Origin of the sequence: Nonomuraea sp. NPDC049309, assembly GCF_043196965.1 — a bacterium.
GTDB lineage: Bacteria > Actinomycetota > Actinomycetes > Streptosporangiales > Streptosporangiaceae > Nonomuraea > Nonomuraea fastidiosa.
Window position 1 is genome coordinate 206,314 of the sequence record NZ_JBICSH010000005.1, and the last position, 18,010, is coordinate 224,323.

Annotated in this window: 12 protein-coding genes and 1 pseudogene; 11 read left to right on the forward strand and 2 right to left on the reverse strand. The window is 72.6% G+C overall.

The window, feature by feature from the left end; all coding sequences use genetic code 11:
* Nucleotides 1-72: 72 nt before the first annotated feature.
* A pseudogene (locus ACGFIM_RS29345) lies at nt 73-372 on the forward strand (bacteriocin fulvocin C-related protein); the annotation flags it as partial.
* A 400-nt stretch (nt 373-772) separates the two neighbouring features.
* Here ACGFIM_RS29345 and ACGFIM_RS29350 read toward each other — a convergent pair.
* Complete coding sequence (locus ACGFIM_RS29350; RefSeq protein ID WP_393206450.1) at nt 773-1,246, reverse strand: hypothetical protein; 474 nt, start codon at nt 1,244-1,246, stop codon at nt 773-775.
* A 235-nt stretch (nt 1,247-1,481) separates the two neighbouring features.
* Between ACGFIM_RS29350 and ACGFIM_RS29355 the strand changes: the two genes are divergently transcribed.
* On the forward strand, nt 1,482-4,043 hold the full coding sequence (locus tag ACGFIM_RS29355) for a polysaccharide lyase family 8 super-sandwich domain-containing protein (protein WP_393206452.1): 2,562 nt from the start codon (nt 1,482-1,484) through the stop codon (nt 4,041-4,043).
* Here the strand turns inward: ACGFIM_RS29355 and ACGFIM_RS29360 are convergent.
* The gene (locus tag ACGFIM_RS29360) at nt 4,024-4,902 is read right to left on the reverse strand and encodes an alpha/beta fold hydrolase (RefSeq protein WP_393206455.1); all 879 of its coding nucleotides are present in this window, start codon (nt 4,900-4,902) and stop codon (nt 4,024-4,026) included. The two genes, ACGFIM_RS29355 and ACGFIM_RS29360, sit on opposite strands and share 20 nt — an antisense overlap.
* Nucleotides 4,903-4,987: 85 nt before the next feature.
* Here ACGFIM_RS29360 and ACGFIM_RS29365 point away from each other — a divergent pair, with 85 nt between their 5' ends.
* The 9 genes from ACGFIM_RS29365 to ACGFIM_RS29405 all read left to right on the forward strand — a co-directional run bounded on the left by ACGFIM_RS29365 (nt 4,988) and on the right by ACGFIM_RS29405 (nt 17,975).
* Nucleotides 4,988-5,554, forward strand: coding sequence for a CGNR zinc finger domain-containing protein (locus ACGFIM_RS29365; protein ID WP_393206458.1), 567 nt, complete (start codon nt 4,988-4,990; stop codon nt 5,552-5,554).
* A gap of 89 nt (nt 5,555-5,643) precedes the next feature.
* A complete protein-coding gene (locus ACGFIM_RS29370; protein ID WP_393206461.1) occupies nt 5,644-6,699 on the forward strand; it encodes a LacI family DNA-binding transcriptional regulator in 1,056 nt (351 codons plus the stop codon).
* A gap of 726 nt (nt 6,700-7,425) precedes the next feature.
* Entirely contained in the window at nt 7,426-7,815 is a 390-nt protein-coding gene (locus tag ACGFIM_RS29375; RefSeq protein ID WP_393206464.1) for a peptidase inhibitor family I36 protein, read from the forward strand.
* A 690-nt stretch (nt 7,816-8,505) separates the two neighbouring features.
* On the forward strand, nt 8,506-10,629 hold the full coding sequence (locus tag ACGFIM_RS29380) for an alpha-galactosidase (RefSeq protein WP_393206467.1): 2,124 nt from the start codon (nt 8,506-8,508) through the stop codon (nt 10,627-10,629).
* A gap of 42 nt (nt 10,630-10,671) precedes the next feature.
* Nucleotides 10,672-11,994 carry an ABC transporter substrate-binding protein gene (locus ACGFIM_RS29385; protein WP_393206470.1) on the forward strand — a complete coding sequence of 441 codons (1,323 nt, stop codon included), beginning with the start codon at nt 10,672-10,674 and terminating at the stop codon, nt 11,992-11,994.
* A 10-nt stretch (nt 11,995-12,004) separates the two neighbouring features.
* Nucleotides 12,005-12,940 (forward strand): carbohydrate ABC transporter permease, encoded by a 936-nt coding sequence (locus ACGFIM_RS29390; protein ID WP_393206473.1) that lies wholly within the window; start codon nt 12,005-12,007, stop codon nt 12,938-12,940.
* Nucleotides 12,937-13,815, forward strand: a complete 879-nt coding sequence (locus tag ACGFIM_RS29395) for a carbohydrate ABC transporter permease (RefSeq protein WP_393206476.1) — start codon at nt 12,937-12,939, stop codon at nt 13,813-13,815. The genes ACGFIM_RS29390 and ACGFIM_RS29395 overlap by 4 nt, the downstream gene beginning before the upstream one ends.
* A 41-nt stretch (nt 13,816-13,856) precedes the next feature.
* Entirely contained in the window at nt 13,857-16,466 is a 2,610-nt protein-coding gene (locus ACGFIM_RS29400; RefSeq protein ID WP_393206479.1) for a CBM35 domain-containing protein, read from the forward strand.
* Between the two features lie 219 nt (nt 16,467-16,685).
* Nucleotides 16,686-17,975: a cytochrome P450 gene (locus ACGFIM_RS29405; RefSeq protein ID WP_393206482.1), complete on the forward strand. Its 1,290-nt coding sequence runs from the start codon at nt 16,686-16,688 to the stop codon at nt 17,973-17,975.
* Nucleotides 17,976-18,010: the final 35 nt, after the last annotated feature.

An 18,010-nucleotide genomic window follows, 5' to 3' on the forward strand; every position in this document is an offset into this window, starting at 1 on the left:
CTGATCGTGCTGGGAGTAGCATGAGGTCTCCCCCAGGGGGAGAGTCCACCCGTCTCGACCCGGCAGGTGCCCATGGACGACGCACGGCGTTCCGCGACGTACGACGAGTTCATCGCCCACCCCGCGAGCCGCAGGCGCGAGCTCTACCAGGACCTGCCGGCGGAGGTGCGCAGCGGGCTCTGGCTGGAGCAGCTCGTCCGCTTCCGCGCCGCACACGCCGACCTGACCGCCGAGCAGCTGAGCCTGCTCGGCGAGATCGAGGCGCTGATCCGCGACGAGACGACGTTCGAGCCGGGCAGCCCGCCCGCGCCCGGGCTCGACCGGCTGGGCGAGGCGGCCATCGCCGCCTTCGGCAAGGACGCCGCCTTCCGGCTCCTCGCCCACCTCGGCCCCGCCGACGGCGGCGCCCGCTCCATCGCGCCCACCTCGGCCCCGCCGACGGCGACGCCCGCTCCATCGCCTGATGCCCGGCCCGGTCCGGCACGCCCGGGTGCGGAGCGGCAGGTCCTCTGTGCCGTAAGCCGGCTCGGTACCCGGCGGGCGAGCCGGTCGATCGTGCCTGAGGCCGCCGGACGGCGCCGTGATCCGGGCGCCGTCGAACAGCGGGATGAGGCGGTGGGAGGGCGGGTCCACCGGCGCTTCGCCGCACCGCGCCGAGGCCGGCCCTTGACGGGGCGGGCAAGCGGGCGCCGGTCCCTTCACCGGCCGCGAGGTGCCGCCCTGGCCCGCCTCCGGTGGGGGTCCGCGCGGGACCCCCACCCGGGACCGCGCGTCAGCCGCAGTTGGCGTACTTCGTGCGCTTGCCGCTCGCGAGGGTGTAGTCGCGGCGCGTGTCGGTGGTGTACCCCTCGAACGCGGCGCACTTGCCCTTGCCGTAGCCGATGGCGGCGGCGTAGTACTTGAACTTCTTGGCGGTCAGGCTGCCCGGGTCGCGGTACTGCGCGCCGTCCTTGAACTTCAGCACGGCCTGGGTGTACGTCGCCGTACCCGCGTAGGCCGTCTTGATCATGGCGACGCAGTTCTTCTGCAGGCTCCTGTTCCACATCAGGTAGACGTAACCCCAGGTTTTACCGCTGGAGGTCTTGACCGCCCGCTTGTTGTCGGGCACGTGGACCCAGCCGCCGCGGCCCGACTCCTTGGAACAGGCCGTCTCCGGCGAGTAGGTGCCGGCGTTGGCGGGAGCCGGATGGATGAGCACCGTACCGGCTACCACCATGGTGGCCAGTGCGAGGGTCTTCTTACGCACGGAGACGCCCTTTCGTTTGTGATCAAAGCGGCTTCGGAGCTTAGCCACTATCCCGTCCCGATTTCAGCCCTTTTAAGAAGATCGTGAGCCGGCCAACGCTGAGACACAGAGCGTGGACAGCCCCTGGGGCGGTGATCGCGATCGTCGGCGGCGCGCGGCGGCGAGCGCCCTCCACGGAGCCTCCACACAGATCCTGACGGGGGCCGCTCGCGCCCTGTGAAGCGCGTCGGCGATCATGTACGGTGAGCCCAGCCGTCATCCCCCCAACGGCCTGGAGTTCGCAGTGCCGCACCTGTCCCGCCGCCAAGTGCTCACCCTCATCCCCGCCGCCGGCCTGCCGGCGGCTGCCTCCCCCGCCCGCGCCGCCACGTCAGGCCCCGTCACGATCGGCACCGCTGCCGCGCAGGCCATCGACCACGCCCGGCTGCTCGCCAACACCGTCGCCATCCTCGCCGGCACCCCCGAGGTCAACGCCCGCCCCGAGGTGGCGGGCAAGCTCGCCGCCATCGTCGACACCGCCGGGCGGCGGCTGGCCGCCATGGACCAGGCGGGCGAGGGCGAGCTGTTCGCCGGTCTGCCGCTCGGCGGCGACGACGTCAACCTCCGCCTGGCCTACCAGTACCTGTACGAGATCGCGCTGGCCACCCGCGCCCCCGGCAGCGCGCTGGAGGGCGACGCCACCGCCGCGCGGCGGGTGGCCGATGGCCTGGCCTGGCTGCACGAGCGCTACTTCGGCGACCAGTCGGCCGGCTACTACGGCAACTGGCACACCTGGGAGATCGGCATCCCCACGCACGTCAGCAGGACCCTCGCGCTGCTGCCCGAGGAGCTGCGCGGCGACCTGACGCGGCCGTACATCGCCTCGATGGACGCCTACCTGCGCAACGGCAAGGACGGCGACGTCGATCTCGACTCCCGCTTCCACACCGGCGCGAACCTGGCGGACATCACCGCCAACCGGATCCTGCAGGGCGCGCTCACCGGCGACGACGCCCGCGTCACCAAGGCGATCGCCGACCAGTCCACGGTGTTCGCCACGATCGACCCGTACAACCTGCAGCACGGCAACACCGACGGCTACTACGCCGACGGCTCCTTCATCCAGCACCACTCGGTCGCCTACACCGGCTCGTACGGCCGGGCCCTGCTGACTCGCGTCGTGCAGACGCTCAACATGCTGCAGGGGGTCACGACCGGCCCCGGCGACCTGCCGTCCGTGGTGTACCGGTGGATCGCCGACGGCTTCGCCCCGCTGATCTTCGAGGGCTGGATGATGGAGATCGTCAAGGGGCGGGCGGTCTCGCGTACCGCGAGCGGCTACACCGATCTCACCGTGGTCGTGGAGGCCATCGCCGACCTGGCCGAGCACGTCGAGGACGCGCTGCCGCTGAAGAAGTACCTGAAGTTCCTGCCGGCCGCCGACACCACCGCGTTCGTCTCGCCGGGCGGCATCGCCCGCTACGCCGCGATCCGCGCCGACGCGTCCATCCCGGCGGCCGACCTCAACCCGCCCGCGCGGTCGGTGGCGTTCAACGCGATGGACCGCACCGTGCACCGCCGCCCCGGCTACGCGTTCGCGCTGGCCCGCAGCTCGGAACGGATCAGCAAGTACGAGTACATGAGCGGCGAGAACCTCATGCCCTGGTTCCAGGGCGACGGCGCCTACTACCTCTACCTGTCGGGCGAGGACCAGGGGCAGGTGTACGGGGTGGACTACTACACGACCGTGTCGCCGTACCGGCTGGCCGGGGTGACCGCGCCGGTGGAGGAGCGCCGGACGGTCCCCGAGCTGTACGGGGAGCTGTGGTACGAGAACCCGGACCACCCGCTCGAATTCACCTCGTCGTCGGAGTCGCAGAACACCTACGTGTACTTCCCGCGCGGCGAGAACGCCTTCTCCGGCGGCGCCACGCTCGGCGCGTACGGCGTGGCGGGCATGGTGCAGTCGGACGACGTCGCCTACACCGCCAAGCAGCAGGGCCTGCTGCCCGACGACTTCGTGGCCTACCGCAACGCCCGCGCCACCAAGTCGTGGTTCATGTTCGACGACGAGATCGTGGTGCTGGCGGCGGACGTCGCAGGTCAGGGCGGCCGCGACGTGGTGACGACCGTCGACAGCCGCATCGCCGCGCCCGGCGACGCGGTCACGCTCACCGGCGAGCGCTGGGACGGGCGCGGCTGGCGGCCGGGCGGCGCGGCCACGCCCCTGCGCTGGCTGCGCTACGCCAACGGCACCCGCCGTACCTCCATCGGCTACGTCTTCCTCGACCGGCGGCCGGTCGCGGCCGGGCTGGAGACCGTCACCCGCAGCCGCAGGGTGGTGCGGACCGGCAACCCCGACACCGCCGTCACCAAGAACGTCTTCACCGCCACCATCGCGGGCGAGGGCGAGCTGGCGTACGCGCTGGTGCCGAACGCCACCGAGGACGCGCTGCGCCGCTACGCGCGCGGCCCGGTGAGCGTGCTGGCGAACAACCGCCACGTCCAGGCGGTGCGGCACCTCAAGCTCGGCATCGTCGCGTGCAACGTCTTCTCCACGGGCCCGCGCCTGGCCGGGCGGCTGCTCGTGGACGGCCCGGCCTCGGTCATCGTGCGGGAGTCGGGCGGGCGTACGTCCGTCGCGCTGTCCGACCCGACGATGAAGCGCGACCGGGTCTCCGTGGTGGTGCCGGGCCGCCCGCTGCGGGTGGCGGAGGCCGGCGAGGGCGTCACCGTACGGCGCGTGCCGGGCGGCACCCTGGTGCAGGCGACGACCCGGCACGCGTACGGCCGCAGCTTCACCGCCACTCTTCGGTGAGCCGGTCGAGGAAGCCCGCGACCAGCGGGGCGATCTCGTCGGCGTGCGTCTCCAGCGCGAAGTGCCCGGTGTCGAAGAGGTGCAGCTCGGCGTCCGGCAGGTCGCGCTGGTAGGAGCGGGCCCCCGCCTCGGTGAAGAAGGGGTCGTTCTCGCCCCACACGATGAGGGCGGGCGGGGTGTGCTTGCGCAGCCACGCCTGCCAGCGGTCGTAGCTCTTGACGTTGGTGTGGTAGTCGAACAGCAGCGCCGCCTGGGCCTCCCGGTGTCCGGGCAGACCGAGGAAGTGGTGGTCGAGCGTCCAGTTGTCGGGCGCGACCAGGCTCGGGTCGGGGACGCCGGTGAGGTACTGGGCGCGTACCGCCTCCAGGGTCAGCTCGGCGTGCATCCGTTCCGGGCCGCCGGGCGTGTCCGGATGCTGTGCGATCAGGTCGCGGGCGGCCTGCGACAGGCCGTCCGCGTAGGCGTTGCCGTTCTGGACGATCAGGCCGGCGATCCAGCCGGGGTTCCGCTCGGCGACGCGGAGGCCGATCGGGGCGCCGAAGTCGAAGACGTACAGGGCGAAGCGGGTCAGGCCGAGTGCGCGGACGAAGCCCTCGGTGAGGTCGGCGAGCCGGTCGAACGAGTAGGTGTAGCCGGCGGGCGCCTCGGTGTGCCCTGAGCCCGGGTGGTCGGGCGCGATGAGCCGGTAGCGGGAGCCGAGCCGGTCGAACAGCGCGCGGTACTGGTGCGAGGCGGACGGGAAGCCGTGCAGCAGGAGCAGCACGGGTGCGCCGGCGCGGTCGGGCAGGGACTCGCGGTAGAAGACGCGGACTCCTTCGACGTCCAGGTAGCGGTGTGCGGTGCGGGCAGATGCGGCCATCACTAATGCCTCTCTGTGCGACTGACGCATTAGGTCTATCGGCACGATTCCTAATGTGTCAAACGGGTCAGGTAGCATTAGAGGTATGAGCAAGCCCGGCCCCCTGGTGGGCGAGCCCCTGGCGCTCGACCTGATCAACACCCGCAACGCCGACGGCGAGCACCTGGCCACGCCGGAGGACCTGCGCGCCTGGCTCGGCCTGGAGGCCGGCCGGTTCCCCGAGGCGCGCGACCTCGCCGCCGCCGGCCTGGGCGAGCCCGAGCTGGCGGCCGTACACGAGCTGCGCGACCACACGGCACGGGTTCTGGAGCGCGTACGGCGCGGCGAGCGGCCACCCCAGGACGCCCTCGACGCGATCAACCGCGCCCAGCGCGCCGCACCCGCCGTCACCGAGCTGGCCTGGGACGGCGGCGCGGTGACCGCCACCCGCCGGCGCGACGGGTCCACGGCCGATCGGCTGGCGGCCTGGCTCGCCGATGCGGCCGCCGACCTCCTCGCGAACCCCGCCGTGACCACGATCCGCAAGTGCGAGGCGGACGACTGCGTGACGCTGTTCCTGCCCGTCCATCCGCGCCGCCGCTGGTGCGCCGCCGCCCGCTGCGGCAACCGGGTCCGCGTCGCCCGCCACTACCAGCGGCACAAGCCGGCCTGAAAAAGCGCTGGGCCGGTGACGACCGGGGGCGCGGCCTCCAGGGCGGCGCTCCGGCGTGGGCGCGGATGATCAGGTCATACGATGTGGAGGTGACTCCGACTCCCCCGCGCACGTCTCGCACGGCAGCCCGCGAGGCGGCCGTGCCCAGCATCAGGGACGTCGCCGCCGAGGCCGGAGTGTCGTACCAGACGGTCTCGCGCGTGCTCAACGACTCCCCCAAGGTGCGCCCCGAAACGCGTGCCACGGTGCTCGCCGCCATCGAGCGGCTCGGCTTCCGGCCCAGCCGGGCGGCCCGCGCGCTCAGCCTCGGCAGGGCCAGGGGCATCACCGTGGTCACCTCCGACACCGTCCTGTACGGCTACGCCGCCACCCTCCAGGGCATCGAGGAGGCGGCCCGCGCGGCCGGCATGTCCGTGGGCGTCAGGGTCGTGGAGTCGGCAGAGCCCGCGGAGGTGCGGCAGGCCGTCGAGTACGTCAGCGACGCCAGCGCCGGCGCGGTGGTGGTGATCGCCTTCGACGCGATCGGCGTCGCCGTGCTGGAGGCGCTGCCCGCCCACGTGCCGGCCGTCGCGGTGGCCGAGCCCGCCGCCCCCGACCGGGGCAGGGTGGCGATCGCGCTGGACGAGCGCGGCGCCGCCGCCGACGCCACCCGGCACCTGCTCGATCTCGGCCACCGCACGGTGCACCACGTGGCGATCCCGTCCGAGGTCGGACCGGGCGGCCGGCTCGCGGGCTGGCGCGACGCGCTGACCGCCGCCGGGGCGGCCGTGCCCGAGGTGCTGGGGTGCGGGTGGGACATCGCCTCCGCGTACGAGGCCGGCCGCCGCCTGGCCGCCGACCCGCAGGTCACGGCCATCCTGTGCGGCAACGACGACATCGCGCAGGGCGTGCGGCGGGCGCTGTACGACGCGGGCAAGGACGTGCCCGGCCACGTGAGCATCGTCGGCTTCGACGACATCCCGGGGGCGGCCTACTGGACGCCCGCGCTGACCACCGTACGCATGGACTTCCCCGGCCTCGGCCGCGCCTGTTTCGACGCCGCCATGGCCGAACTCTCCGGTCTCCCGCAGCCGGTCCCGCGCCTGGTCCCCCCGGCCCTGATGATCCGCGAATCCACCGCCCCGCCACCCCCGACCGCCCACTGACCCGTCCCGCCGTTCGCCTCGCTCCACGCCGAGCCCCCGGCTCGCCGACGGCTCGGGCCCGCCGCCTCCGCCCCACCCCGCCACAGACCCACAGCCCTCCCCTCTCCCGGCCCACCGACCGACGCCACACCCACCGCCTCCACCCCACCCCGCCACAGACCCACAGCCCTCCCCTCTCCCGGCTCGTCGGCTCTCCCGGCTCGCCGACCGGCGCCACCGTGCGGCGGCCGTGCCCGCTTGCGGCCTGCCGTCCCGCGCCGGCCGCCCTCGCCTCGGGCCCGCTGACCGCCTCACCTGGCCACCGCCGTAGGCGGCATCGCCGGCGAAGGTGCGCACGCCGGGCCCGGCTCTGCGGAGACTCCTCGCTTCGCACGCCCCAGCGCGGGACGCCATCGCACAGGGCGTGGCGTCCCGCTCAGCGGCACCGCGCACCTCGGCGCGACACCGCTCGGCCACGCACAGAGCAGGCCGGCCCGCCCAGCGCCGGTCCGCGATTCTGAACCGGCCCGCTGAGCAGGCCGGCTCTTCGTGACGCCTGCTTCACCAGCTCGCCTCGCGCCTTTCCAGGTGACCGGCCGGCAAGCCGAAGGCCGGATCCGGCGTTCCGCACCGCCTCGCGTGCCGACCGCCGACGACAGAGAGTTACAGAGAGTGGTGTAAGAACTTCAGATCGTGGTAACAATGCCGAAGGCAATGTCAACCGAGAGTCACGAAGGAGCACACAGCGTGAAGCCAGCGACCGTGGGACGTACGGCGACGGCGATCATCGGCCTGGTCCTCGCCGGCACGATGGCGGCCCCGGCCCAGGCGGCCTCGCCCGCCCTCTCCGCCCAGCCGAGCCTGGCGCGGGCGGCAGCGGGCTGCCCCACCGGCAACATCTGCCTGTGGCGAAACCGGAACTTCAGCGGCGTCCCGTGGAAGTGGAGCCCCGGCGACGGCTACCGCACGGTGCCGTCCAACATGCGCAACCACGTCTTCTCCTTCTACGCCAACGCCTCAGGCTGCTTCATCGACACCAACAGCCGTCAACGGCGAAGCGTCAGGCCCGGCCACTACGCCAAGGCGTACGACACCAACTTCGGCACGTTGGTCGACGCGATCGCCCGCACCTGCTGACCACCGCGACGCCGGCATGACGCGCTCACCCGAGCCGCGAAGAACGCGCCAGGCGGAGCGCTCATGACGGGCGGAATCGTCAGGCCAGGCTCGACATCGTGCGTCACCCTGGCCGTTCCGTAGGCCACTCGCCGACGTGAGGCGCTGAGAGTGATTCTCAGCGCCTCACGCGTCTCACGGCAGCGGCTTCGCCTGAAGCCGATCACTTTGTTCACGGCCCAGGTCTTCACCGGAAGCCGTTCATCAGCAGCTGCGCATCCGGCACGCGACCGCACGCTCTCCCTGCGAGCGCCCCCGGCCCCGGCCCCGGCCGGCCATGGTGCGCGCGGATGGCGCTCGCCGGCCCGTATCGCGAGCCGGGCCGCCCGGCGAGGGGAATCTCCCGGGCGCCTCTGACATTCTCGGCCGTCGAGATTGCGGCAGGCGGCGATCCCGGGCTCCGGCGGCGTCGGCGGCCCGGAAGCGCGGGTGACGCTGCCGGTCGGCACCCAGGACGGCCCCGCTCCAGACCCCGCCGCCGCGAAACCTGCGCGTAACGAATCGGCAAAGGAGGGTTCCGCGCGAGCCGTGTGACCGTTCACACTGGCGGCGTGTGACCGGTCACATGAGCTGGGCGCGCCACCCGTTTCACGGGCATCGCGTGTGCCCCTGCCGTGGCCGGTTTCCGTGAACGCCGAAAGAGAGAGCTTGATGCCTGCTGATGTCGTGGAGACCCTCCGCTGGGGCCATTCGGGTCTCGCGGTCACCCTGGAGATCCATCCGGATCGCCCGGTGACGCTGCGCGAGCTGTCGCCGGGCGGGGCGGTGGCTCCCATGCGGACGTCCCAGCCGGTCGTGGAGGTGCTGGTGCCCGGCGAGGGCCGGGCGCGGGCCTCGCAGCGGCTGTCGGAGACGGCGGTGGGCCTGCGGCTGCGGTACGCGGGCGCGGACCGCTCAGCGAAGGACGGCCGGCACGAGCTGCGGGTGCGGCTGCGTGACGAGACGTCGGGGCTGGGCGCGGAGCTGCTGCTCGAGTCGTACGAGGGCGTGCCGGCGGTGCGGTCGTCGGTCCGGGTGACGAACCTGGGCACCGAGCCGGTGCTGCTGCTGGCGGTGACCTCGTTCGCGGCGGGCTTCCACGGCCTGGAGGCGGCCGAGCTGGACGTCCTGTACGCCGACAGCGCCTGGCTCGGCGAGAGCCGCTGGACCCGGCGGCCGCTCGCCGATCACCTGGCCGACCTGGGCCTGGAGGGGCACGGCCACGGGCGGGGCGCGTACGCGCTGACCAGCTCGGGCACGTGGTCGAGCGGCCGGTACGTCCCGATGGGCGGGCTGGCCGAGCGCGGCTCGGGCCGGACGTGGCTGTGGCAGATCGAGCACAACGGTCCGTGGCGGTGGGAGGCCGGCGACCGGCTGGACGGCGTGTACGTCGCGCTGTCCGGCCCGACGGATCTGGACCACCAGTGGAGCCAGCCGCTCGCCCCGGGCGAGTCGTTCACCACGGTGCCGGTGTCGGTGGCGGTCACCGGCGACGGCCTGGAGGACGCGGCGGCGGCGCTGACCGCGCACCGCCGCGCGTCGCTGCGCCCTCACCCCGACCGGGGCAGGCTGCCGGTCGTCTTCAACGACTACATGAACACGCTGATGGGCGACCCGACCACGGAGAAGCTGCTGCCGCTCATCGACGCGGCGGCCGAGGCGGGCGCGGAGGTGTTCTGCGTGGACGCCGGCTGGTACGACGACGGCGGCGACTGGTGGGACAGCGTCGGCGAGTGGCGGCCGTCGAGCACCCGGTTCCCCGGCGGCATCGAGGAGGTGCTGGCCCGCATCGCCGGGCGCGGCATGACGCCCGGACTGTGGCTGGAGCCCGAAGTGATCGGGGTGCGCAGCCCGATGGCGGGCAAGCTGCCGGACGAGGCGTTCCTGCAGCGCGGCGGCGTACGGGTCGCCGAGCACGGCCGCTACCACCTCGACCTGCGCCATCCCGCAGCGGTGGCGCACGTGGACCAGGTGATCGACCGGCTGGTCACGGAGCTGGGCGTCGGTTACTTCAAGCTCGACTACAACATCAACCCGGGCGCGGGCACCGACGTGGACGCCCCCAGCGCGGGCGCCGGGCTGCTCGGCCACAACCGGGCCCACCTGGCCTGGCTGGAGTCGGTGCTCGACCGCCACCCGCACCTGGTGCTGGAGAACTGCGGCTCGGGCGCGATGCGCATGGACTACGCGATGCTCTCCCGCCTGCAGCTGCAGTCGACCAGCGACCAGCAGGACTTCCTGCGCTATCCGCCGATCGCGGCCGCCGCTCCCCTGTCGCTGCTGCCCGAGCAGGCCGCCAACTGGGCCTACCCGCAGCCGGAGATGACGGAGGAGGAGGTGGCGTTCACGATGTGCACCGGCATACTGGGCCGCCTCTACCTGTCGGGCAACCTGCACCGCATGGACGCGCCCAGGCTCGCCCTGGTCAGGGAGGGCGTGGCGGTGCATCGGCGGCTGCGCCCGGTGCTGCCGCGCACCACCGCGTGCTGGCCGCTCGGCCTGCCCGGCTGGGACGACCCGTGGCTGGCCTTTGCCCTCCGCGACGACAGCGGCCCGCGCGAGCATCCCGGCGCGAGCGGCGAGACGTACGTGACGGTCTGGAGGCGGCCAGGCGCGCCGGACCGCACCGTGCTCTCGCTCCCCCACCTGCGCGGCCGCGACCTGGAGGCCGCCGTCGCCTACCCCGAGCGGGCCGGCGGCTGGCGCCTCGGCTGGGACGCGAAGGCCGCCGAGCTGACCGTCACGGCGGACGTCCCGCCGCCCACCGCCCGCATCCTGCACCTCCGCCCCCGTTGAGCACGCCGAACCGGCGCTATGAGACCGAAGGACGACGTAACCGTGCGTAGAGCCCCCCGTACCGCGATCATGGTCGCGGCGAGCGCGCTCCTGGCGCTCACCGCCTGCAGCGACCCCGCCGCCGGGCCGGCGGCGACCACCGAGTCGGCCCCGGCGGCCTGGCCGGAGCCCACCGCCCGCCTGGACGGGGTGACGCTGACGATCTGGGCCGCCCAGAACAGCACCACCACCCCCAAGGCGGTGACCGACGCCTTCTCGAAGGCCACCGGGGCCACGGTGGAGGTCGTCACCGTGCCCGACCCGTACGAGCAGGGCGTGCAGACCAAGGTGGCCACCGGCGACAAGCCGGACCTCGCGTTCTGGCAGCCGACGGCGTCGATGCTGACCGCGCTGAACGCCCGCGCCAACCTGCAGCCGCTGGACGGCGCGCCCTGGATCGACAAGCTCTCACCCGAGCTGCGCGACATCACCGGGATCCTGGACGACACCCGTTACGCGGCGCTCATCACCAGCCCGGCCGTCGAGGGCGTCTACTACAACAAGAAGGTCTTCGAGGCCAACGGGATCAAGGAGACGCCGAAGTCGTTCGGCGAGATGGTGGAGCTGGGCCGCAAGCTCAAGGCCAAGGGCGTCACCCCGTTCTTCGAGATGGCCGGCGACAAGTGGGCCACCCAGTGGTGGGTGCAGGTGCAGCTCGCCGACGCCGCCAAGAACGGGCTGTGGGACCGGATCAACAGCGGCAAGGAGACGTTCGAGGACAAGACGATCCTCGATGCGATCAAGACGTACAAGGGTCTGATCGACGAGGGCTTGTTCAACGACGACATCAAGACGGCGACGTTCGAGGACCAGGGCGAGGCGCTGCTGTCCGGCAAGGCCGCCATGGTCGTGCAGGTCAACTCGTTCTTCGGCCAGCTTCAGGCGATGGCGGACACCGCCGAGCTGGACGAGAAGATCGGCTTCTTCCCGATCTCGCCGTCGGGCAACGTCGCCACGTCGATCCCCGACCAGTCGAACGCGCTGGTGGCCTTCCGCACCGGTGACGCCAAGCGGGAGGCGGCGGCGCGGCAGCTCCTGGCGTACTGGATGGGGCCGGGCTACCAGACGTTCGTGAACGACCGCAAGACGGTCTCGCTGCGGCCCGACGTGCCGACGCCCGACGGGGTGCCGCAGGCGCTGAAGGACGTGCACGCCTCGCTGGGCGAGTCGGTCGGGTCGATGCAGTCGCTCGCGGTCGCGAACCCCGACCTGTATCTGAACCTGGCCGACATGATCACCGGCAGCCTGTCGCCCGAGCAGGTGGCCGCCGCGACCCAGAAGCAGTTCGCGCAGCTCGCCAAGGCCGCGGGCGCGCCCGGCTTCTGACCCCGTACCCGTGTCTCTCACCAAGGAGCAGACCGTGCCGTCCGGCCAGGAGACGCGCCGCCGCCCGCGCGCCGGGGCGGGGCGGGGCCGCACCCATCCGTTGTGGTTCCTCGTCCCGGCCTTCGCGATCCTGTTCGTCTTCTTCTTCCTGCCGACGCTGTTCAACTTCATCTACGCGTTCACCGACTGGTCGAGCTTCAAGAGCGAGATCAGGCCGGTGGGCCTGGAGAACTTCCGCACGCTGCTGTCGGACGGCACCCTGTTCGGGTCGCTGCGCATCACCGTGATCTACGCGGCGCTGGTGGCGCTGTTTCAGAACCTGTTCGGTTTCGGCCTGGCGGTGCTGCTGGAGCGGGACACCTGGCTGAACAGGGCGGCCAGGCTGGTGTTCGTCATCCCGGTGCTGATGTCCGCGCTGGCCGTGGGGTACGTCTTCCAGGCGCTGCTCAAGCCCGACGGCAGCCTGAACGCGCTGCTGTCGGCGCTGACCGGCACGCAGGTGGAGATCGCCTGGCTGGGCAGCACCACGTGGACGCTGGTGCTGGCGGCCGTCATCCACGCCTGGAAGTGGATGGGGCTGTCGATGCTGATCTACCTGGCGGGGCTGAAGTCGGTGCCCGAGGACGTCTCGGAGGCGGCGCGCATCGACGGGGCCTCGCCCTGGCAGGCGTTCTGGGCGGTGCGGTTCCCGCTGCTCGCGCCGGCGGTGACGTTCAACGTCGCGACCGCGCTGCTCGGCTCGATGAACGGCTTCGACATCGTGCAGGCGCTCACCGGCGGCGGCCCGGCGCGCAGCACCGAGATCCTCAACATCTTCATCTACCGGACGTTCGGGCAGGGCCTGTTCGCGCAGGCCACGACCATGAGCCTGGTCTTGTTCCTCATGGTGGCGCTGCTGGCGTTCCCGGTGATCCGGATCCTGCGCAAGAGGGAGGAGATCCTGTGACGGCGCCTGTCTTCGGCGGTGCCGGGCGGCGGCGTGCCGCGGGCCCGCCGATCTCGCGGGGGCTTGCGGCGCGGCTGCGGCCGGTCGCGGTGGTCCTGCTGGTCCTGCTCGTCATGGGCGTGCCGCTGTGGCTGGTCGTCGTCACGGCGGGCAAGTCGCAGGCGGAGGCGCTCTCCCCCGACCTGTCGCTGCCGTCGCAGTGGCATCTGTGGGAGAACCTGGCCCAGGTCTGGGAGCAGGGCGAGGTGCCGAAGGCGTTCATCGGCAGCGTGCTGGTGGTGGCGCCGTCGGTGGTGCTGGTGCTGGCGCTGGGGTCGATGGCGTCGTGGATCCTGGCCCGCCGCGCCTCGCGCTTCACCGCCGTGCTGTACGCGTTGGCGATCAGCGGCATCGTGCTGCCGCCCGCTGTGGTGACGATCGTGCTGCTGCTGCGCCTGCTCGGCCTGGCGGGCAGCCCGGTCGGCATGATCGGCGTGTACGTCGGCATCTACATGTCCACGGTGATCTTCTTCGTGACGGGCTTCGTGCGTACGGTGCCGCTGTCGCTGGAGGAGGCCGCCCGCATGGACGGCGCGGGCCCGCTGCGGGTGTTCTTCTCAGTGATCCTGCCGCTGCTGCGGCCGGTGCTGGCCACCGCGACCATCCTCATCTGCCTGTACGTCTGGAACGACGTCTTCTACGCCTTCTTCGTCATCGGCGGCCGGTTGGACACGCTGCCGCTGAACCTGTTCCAGGTGGCCAACGCCGGGCTGTACCTCGACAACTGGCACCTGATCTTCGCCTACATCATCCTCATGAGCCTGCCGCTGCTGGTCGTCTTCGCCGTCGCGCAACGCAAGATCATCTCCGGCATCACCGGCGGCGCCGTCAAGTAGAGCCACGTCCCCAGTCGCACCCCCTATCAGGAGGTTCCTCCATGTCCAGACACCGGTTAGCGCGGCATGCCCTGGCGTCCGCACTGTCCGTCGCGACGCTGGCGGCGCTCGCCCCGGCCACCGCCGCCTCGGCCTCCGCCGCGGCGCCCGATGTGGTCGCCGTGGACTTCTCGCAGCGCACCGGCCCCGTGTACGGCGGCGCGACCGGCGGCCTGTACGCCCTGTCCGACCCCGGCGTGCCCGGCGACAGCCTGCTGGCCGGCGCCCGGCCGCGCACGGTCGCGCAGAAGGCCCCGGACGGCGAGCAGCATCCCAACGGCGACGCGCTGGCGGTCGCCGACGGCTTCTTCGCGGCGGGCGGCGAAGAGGTCGTGATCTACATGCAGGACGTCTACAGCCGGTGGCCGTACGAGGAGCTCGGCATCGAGGACTACCTCGGCAAGGTCGAGACGATGGTCCGCAAGGTCGTCGAGGAGCGGCCGAAGGACAAGGACCGGTTCGTGTGGGTGCCGTTCAACGAGCCCGACTACATCTGGTACGAGGACTGGGCCACCGAGAAGGAGCGGTTCTTCGCCGACTGGAAGGCGGTGTACGAGCTCATCCGCTCCATCGACCCGAAGGCCCGCATCGTCGGCCCGAACGAGGCGTTCTACCGTCCCGAGCGGCTGCGCGACTTCCTCACCTGGGCCAAGGACACGCCCTGCGCCGGGCAGGACAACTGCCTGCCGGACATCATGGCCTGGCACGAGCTGCAGCGCGAGCGGCTCGCCGAATACCGCGGGCACTACGAGCACTACCGGGCGATGGAGCGGGAGCTGGGCATCGGCCCGCTGCCCATCAACATCGACGAGTACGGCAACCGCCGCGACATGTCGGTGCCCGGCCAGATGATCCAGTGGATCTCGCTGTTCGAGGACACCAAGGTGGACGCGGACATGGCGTACTGGACGTACGCCGGCAACCTCGGCGACCACGCGGTGCGCACCCGGCAGGCGAACGGCGGCTGGTGGCTGCTCAAGTGGTACGCCGACCTGACCGGGCAGACGGTCAAGACGACCCCGCCGAGGCTGAACGAGGCCGACACCGTGCAGGCGGTGGCGGCGATCGACGAGTCCGCGCGGCGCGGCACGATCCTCGTCGGCGGCGGCGCCGCGCCCGTCAGGCTCGACCTGTCCGGCCTCGACCGCCGCGTCTTCGGCGACCGGGTGGACGTCGTGGTGTCGAAGACGACGTGGACCGGCTACGAGGGCGACGCCGTGGAGCCGCCGGTCGTGGCCGCCATCCGGGCCAAGGTGTCCGGCGGCCGGCTGCGGGTGGACGTGCCGGGCGGCGACGCGATGGCGGCCTACCGGGTGACCGTCGTCCCCGCGAGCGGCCCGGCGCCCGCCGCGAACGCGCCCTGGTCGGTGTCGGTGGAGGCCGAGTCGGCGACGCTCACCTCCGCCCGTGTCTTCGACCAGGACACGACCGCCGACCCGCAGCTCTACGCCACCTCCGGCAAGCGCGACGTCGGCGGCATGGACCAGGACGACTCGGCCGTGACGTTCAGCGTCACCGTGCCCCGCGACGGCCGCTACCGCCTGGGGATCTTCCAGGGCACGAACAAGGCGCCCGGCCGGCACGCGCTCTTCGTGGACGGCAGGCTCGACCGGATCGTGCAGTACCCGGCCGACCTCGGCTGGACCTACCGTGGCCGTACCGACGTCGAGATCGAGCTGAGCGCCGGCACGCACGAGCTGTCGCTGCGCACCGGCGCCGGTGACGGCACGCGGCTGCCGGGCAGCGACGTGACGCTCGACAAGTTCGACCTGACCGAGGTGACCGGGCCGCACCGGGCGGTGCACGGGGCCGACGAGGCGCGGCTGTCCGGCGGGGCGAAGATCACCCGTGGCGGCAAGGGGCCTGCCGTGGTGCTCGGCGGCACGGCGCGGGCCACGTACTTCGTCGCCGCGCGCGAGGACGGCTACCACGACCTGACCTTCGCCTACCACGCCGCCGTGCGCGGCGACCTGCGGGTCTCGGTGGACGGGCGGCAGGTCCCCGGCCTGCGCGTCACCCGGCCCGGCGAGGGCGCGTCGCGGGCGCGGATCTACCTGCCGGCCGGGATCAGCAAGGTCGAGGTCGGCGGCCCCGCCGGGCTCGAGCTGCGCACGCTGACCACGGCCAGGGCCGCGGAGTCGGATGAGACCGTGCACGCGGTGGAGGCCGAGCAGGCCCGGCTCTCCGGCACCGCCACGGTGGTGACCGTCCCGCCCACCAGCGCGTCGGACGCCTCGCGCGGCGCGTACGTCGGCGACCTGGGCGGAGGCCCCGGCAACACGCTCGCCTTCGACCGGCCGAGCGGGTTCGGGCCCGGCGAGTACGTGCTGGTCGTCCACTACGCCAACGCCGACAGGAACACCGGGCACCCGTACAACACGGACGTGATCAGCCGCTACCTCGACATCACCGAGGAGGGCGGCGCGACGGTGCGCGGCGTGTTCCGGCACAACTACGCCTGGGACGGCTTCTGGTCGCAGGCCACGCCGCTGACGCTGACCACCCGGCAGGGCGGGCTCGTCCTCGGCAACGCCGACGGGCCCGGGCCGAACGTGGACCGGGTGGAACTGGCCAGGTTCATCGCGGAGGTGGACAACTCGGCCCGCCACTGACGTACCCCGAAATACCGGGCCTCCGTGAGGGCGAGGTCCCGTGAACAGCGCGCGCCGGAGTCCGCCGGGCTCCGGCGCGCCGGCGTCTCCGGCGGCATAATGCAGGCGGGGCCGGTCCTGCCAAGGACGGGCTCCGCCTGCTTCACCGCAGCTCGGGAGCCCTCCTCCCCAGCAGGCGGCGCACCACCCGTACGCACGCCCGCCGACCAGGAGCCCGCCATGTCGCCTTCCATGCCGCGCCCCGCCCCCGCCATGACGATCGAGGAGGCCGGAGTGGCGCTGGCCACCCCCGCCGCCTACACCGACGAGCACCGCCTGCACGCCGCGCTCGCGCTGCTGCGCCGCGAGGCCCCCGTGCACCACGTGCGGGCGCCCGGCTACAACCCGTTCTGGGCGATCACCCGGCACGAGGACGTCAACGCCATCGAGCGCGACCACACGCTCTGGCTGAACGCGCCCCGCCCGGTGCTGCGCACCGCCGTGCTCGACGCCGAGCTGGCCGCCCGCCGCGCCAGAGGCAGGGCGCTGGCGAGCCTCGTGCACCTCGACGACCCCGAGCACCGGAAGCTGCGGGGTATCGCCGCCGACTGGTTCCGCCCGAAGGCCATGCGCGACATGGGCGAGCGGGTGCGCGCGCTGGCCCGCCGTCACGTCGACCTCATGGCCGAACTCGGCCCGTCCTGCGACTTCGCGCGGCAGATCGCCGCGCCGTACCCGCTGTATGCGATCCTCGCACTGCTCGGGCTGCCCGAGTCCGACTATCCGCTCATGCTGCGGCTCACGCAGGAGCTGTTCGGCCACGACGACCGCGACAAGGGGCGCGACGCCGGCAGCCGCGCGGGCTACACGACCGCCCTCGAGGACCTGTTCGTCTACTTCCACGACCTCATCGCCGAGCGCCGCGCCCGCCCCACCGGCGACCTGGCCTCCCACATCGCGCATGCCCGCATCGACGGGCGGCTGCTCACCGACAACGAGATCGCCTCGTACTACATCCTCATCGCCACCGCCGGGCACGACACGACCAGCTCCACGGTGGCGGGCGGCCTGGAGGCGCTGCTCCGCCACCCGGACCAGCTCGACCGGCTGCGCCGCGATCCCGGCCTGCTGCCGTCGGCCGTCGAGGAGATGATCCGCTGGGTCAGCCCGGTCAAGTCCTTCATGCGCACGGCCGCCGCCGACACCGAGGTCCGCGGGGTGCCGATCGCGGCGGGCGAGTCGGTGCTGCTGTCGTACCCGTCGGCCAACCGCGACGAGGACGTCTTCGACGAGCCGTTCCGCTTCGACGTCGGCCGCGAGCCGAACCGGCACCTCGCGTTCGGGACCGGCGTGCACTACTGCCTGGGGGCGGCGCTGGCCAGGATGGAGGTGGAGGCGCTGTTCGCCGCGCTGCTGCCCCGCCTGGAGGCCATCGAGCCGGACGGGGAGCCGGCGTGGACGGCGACGACGTTCGTCGGCGGCCTGAAGCGCCTCCCGATCCGCTACCGCCTGGCCGCTCCCGCAGGTTGATCTTGACCATCGCTTGGGGGTATCCGTGCCCGCCG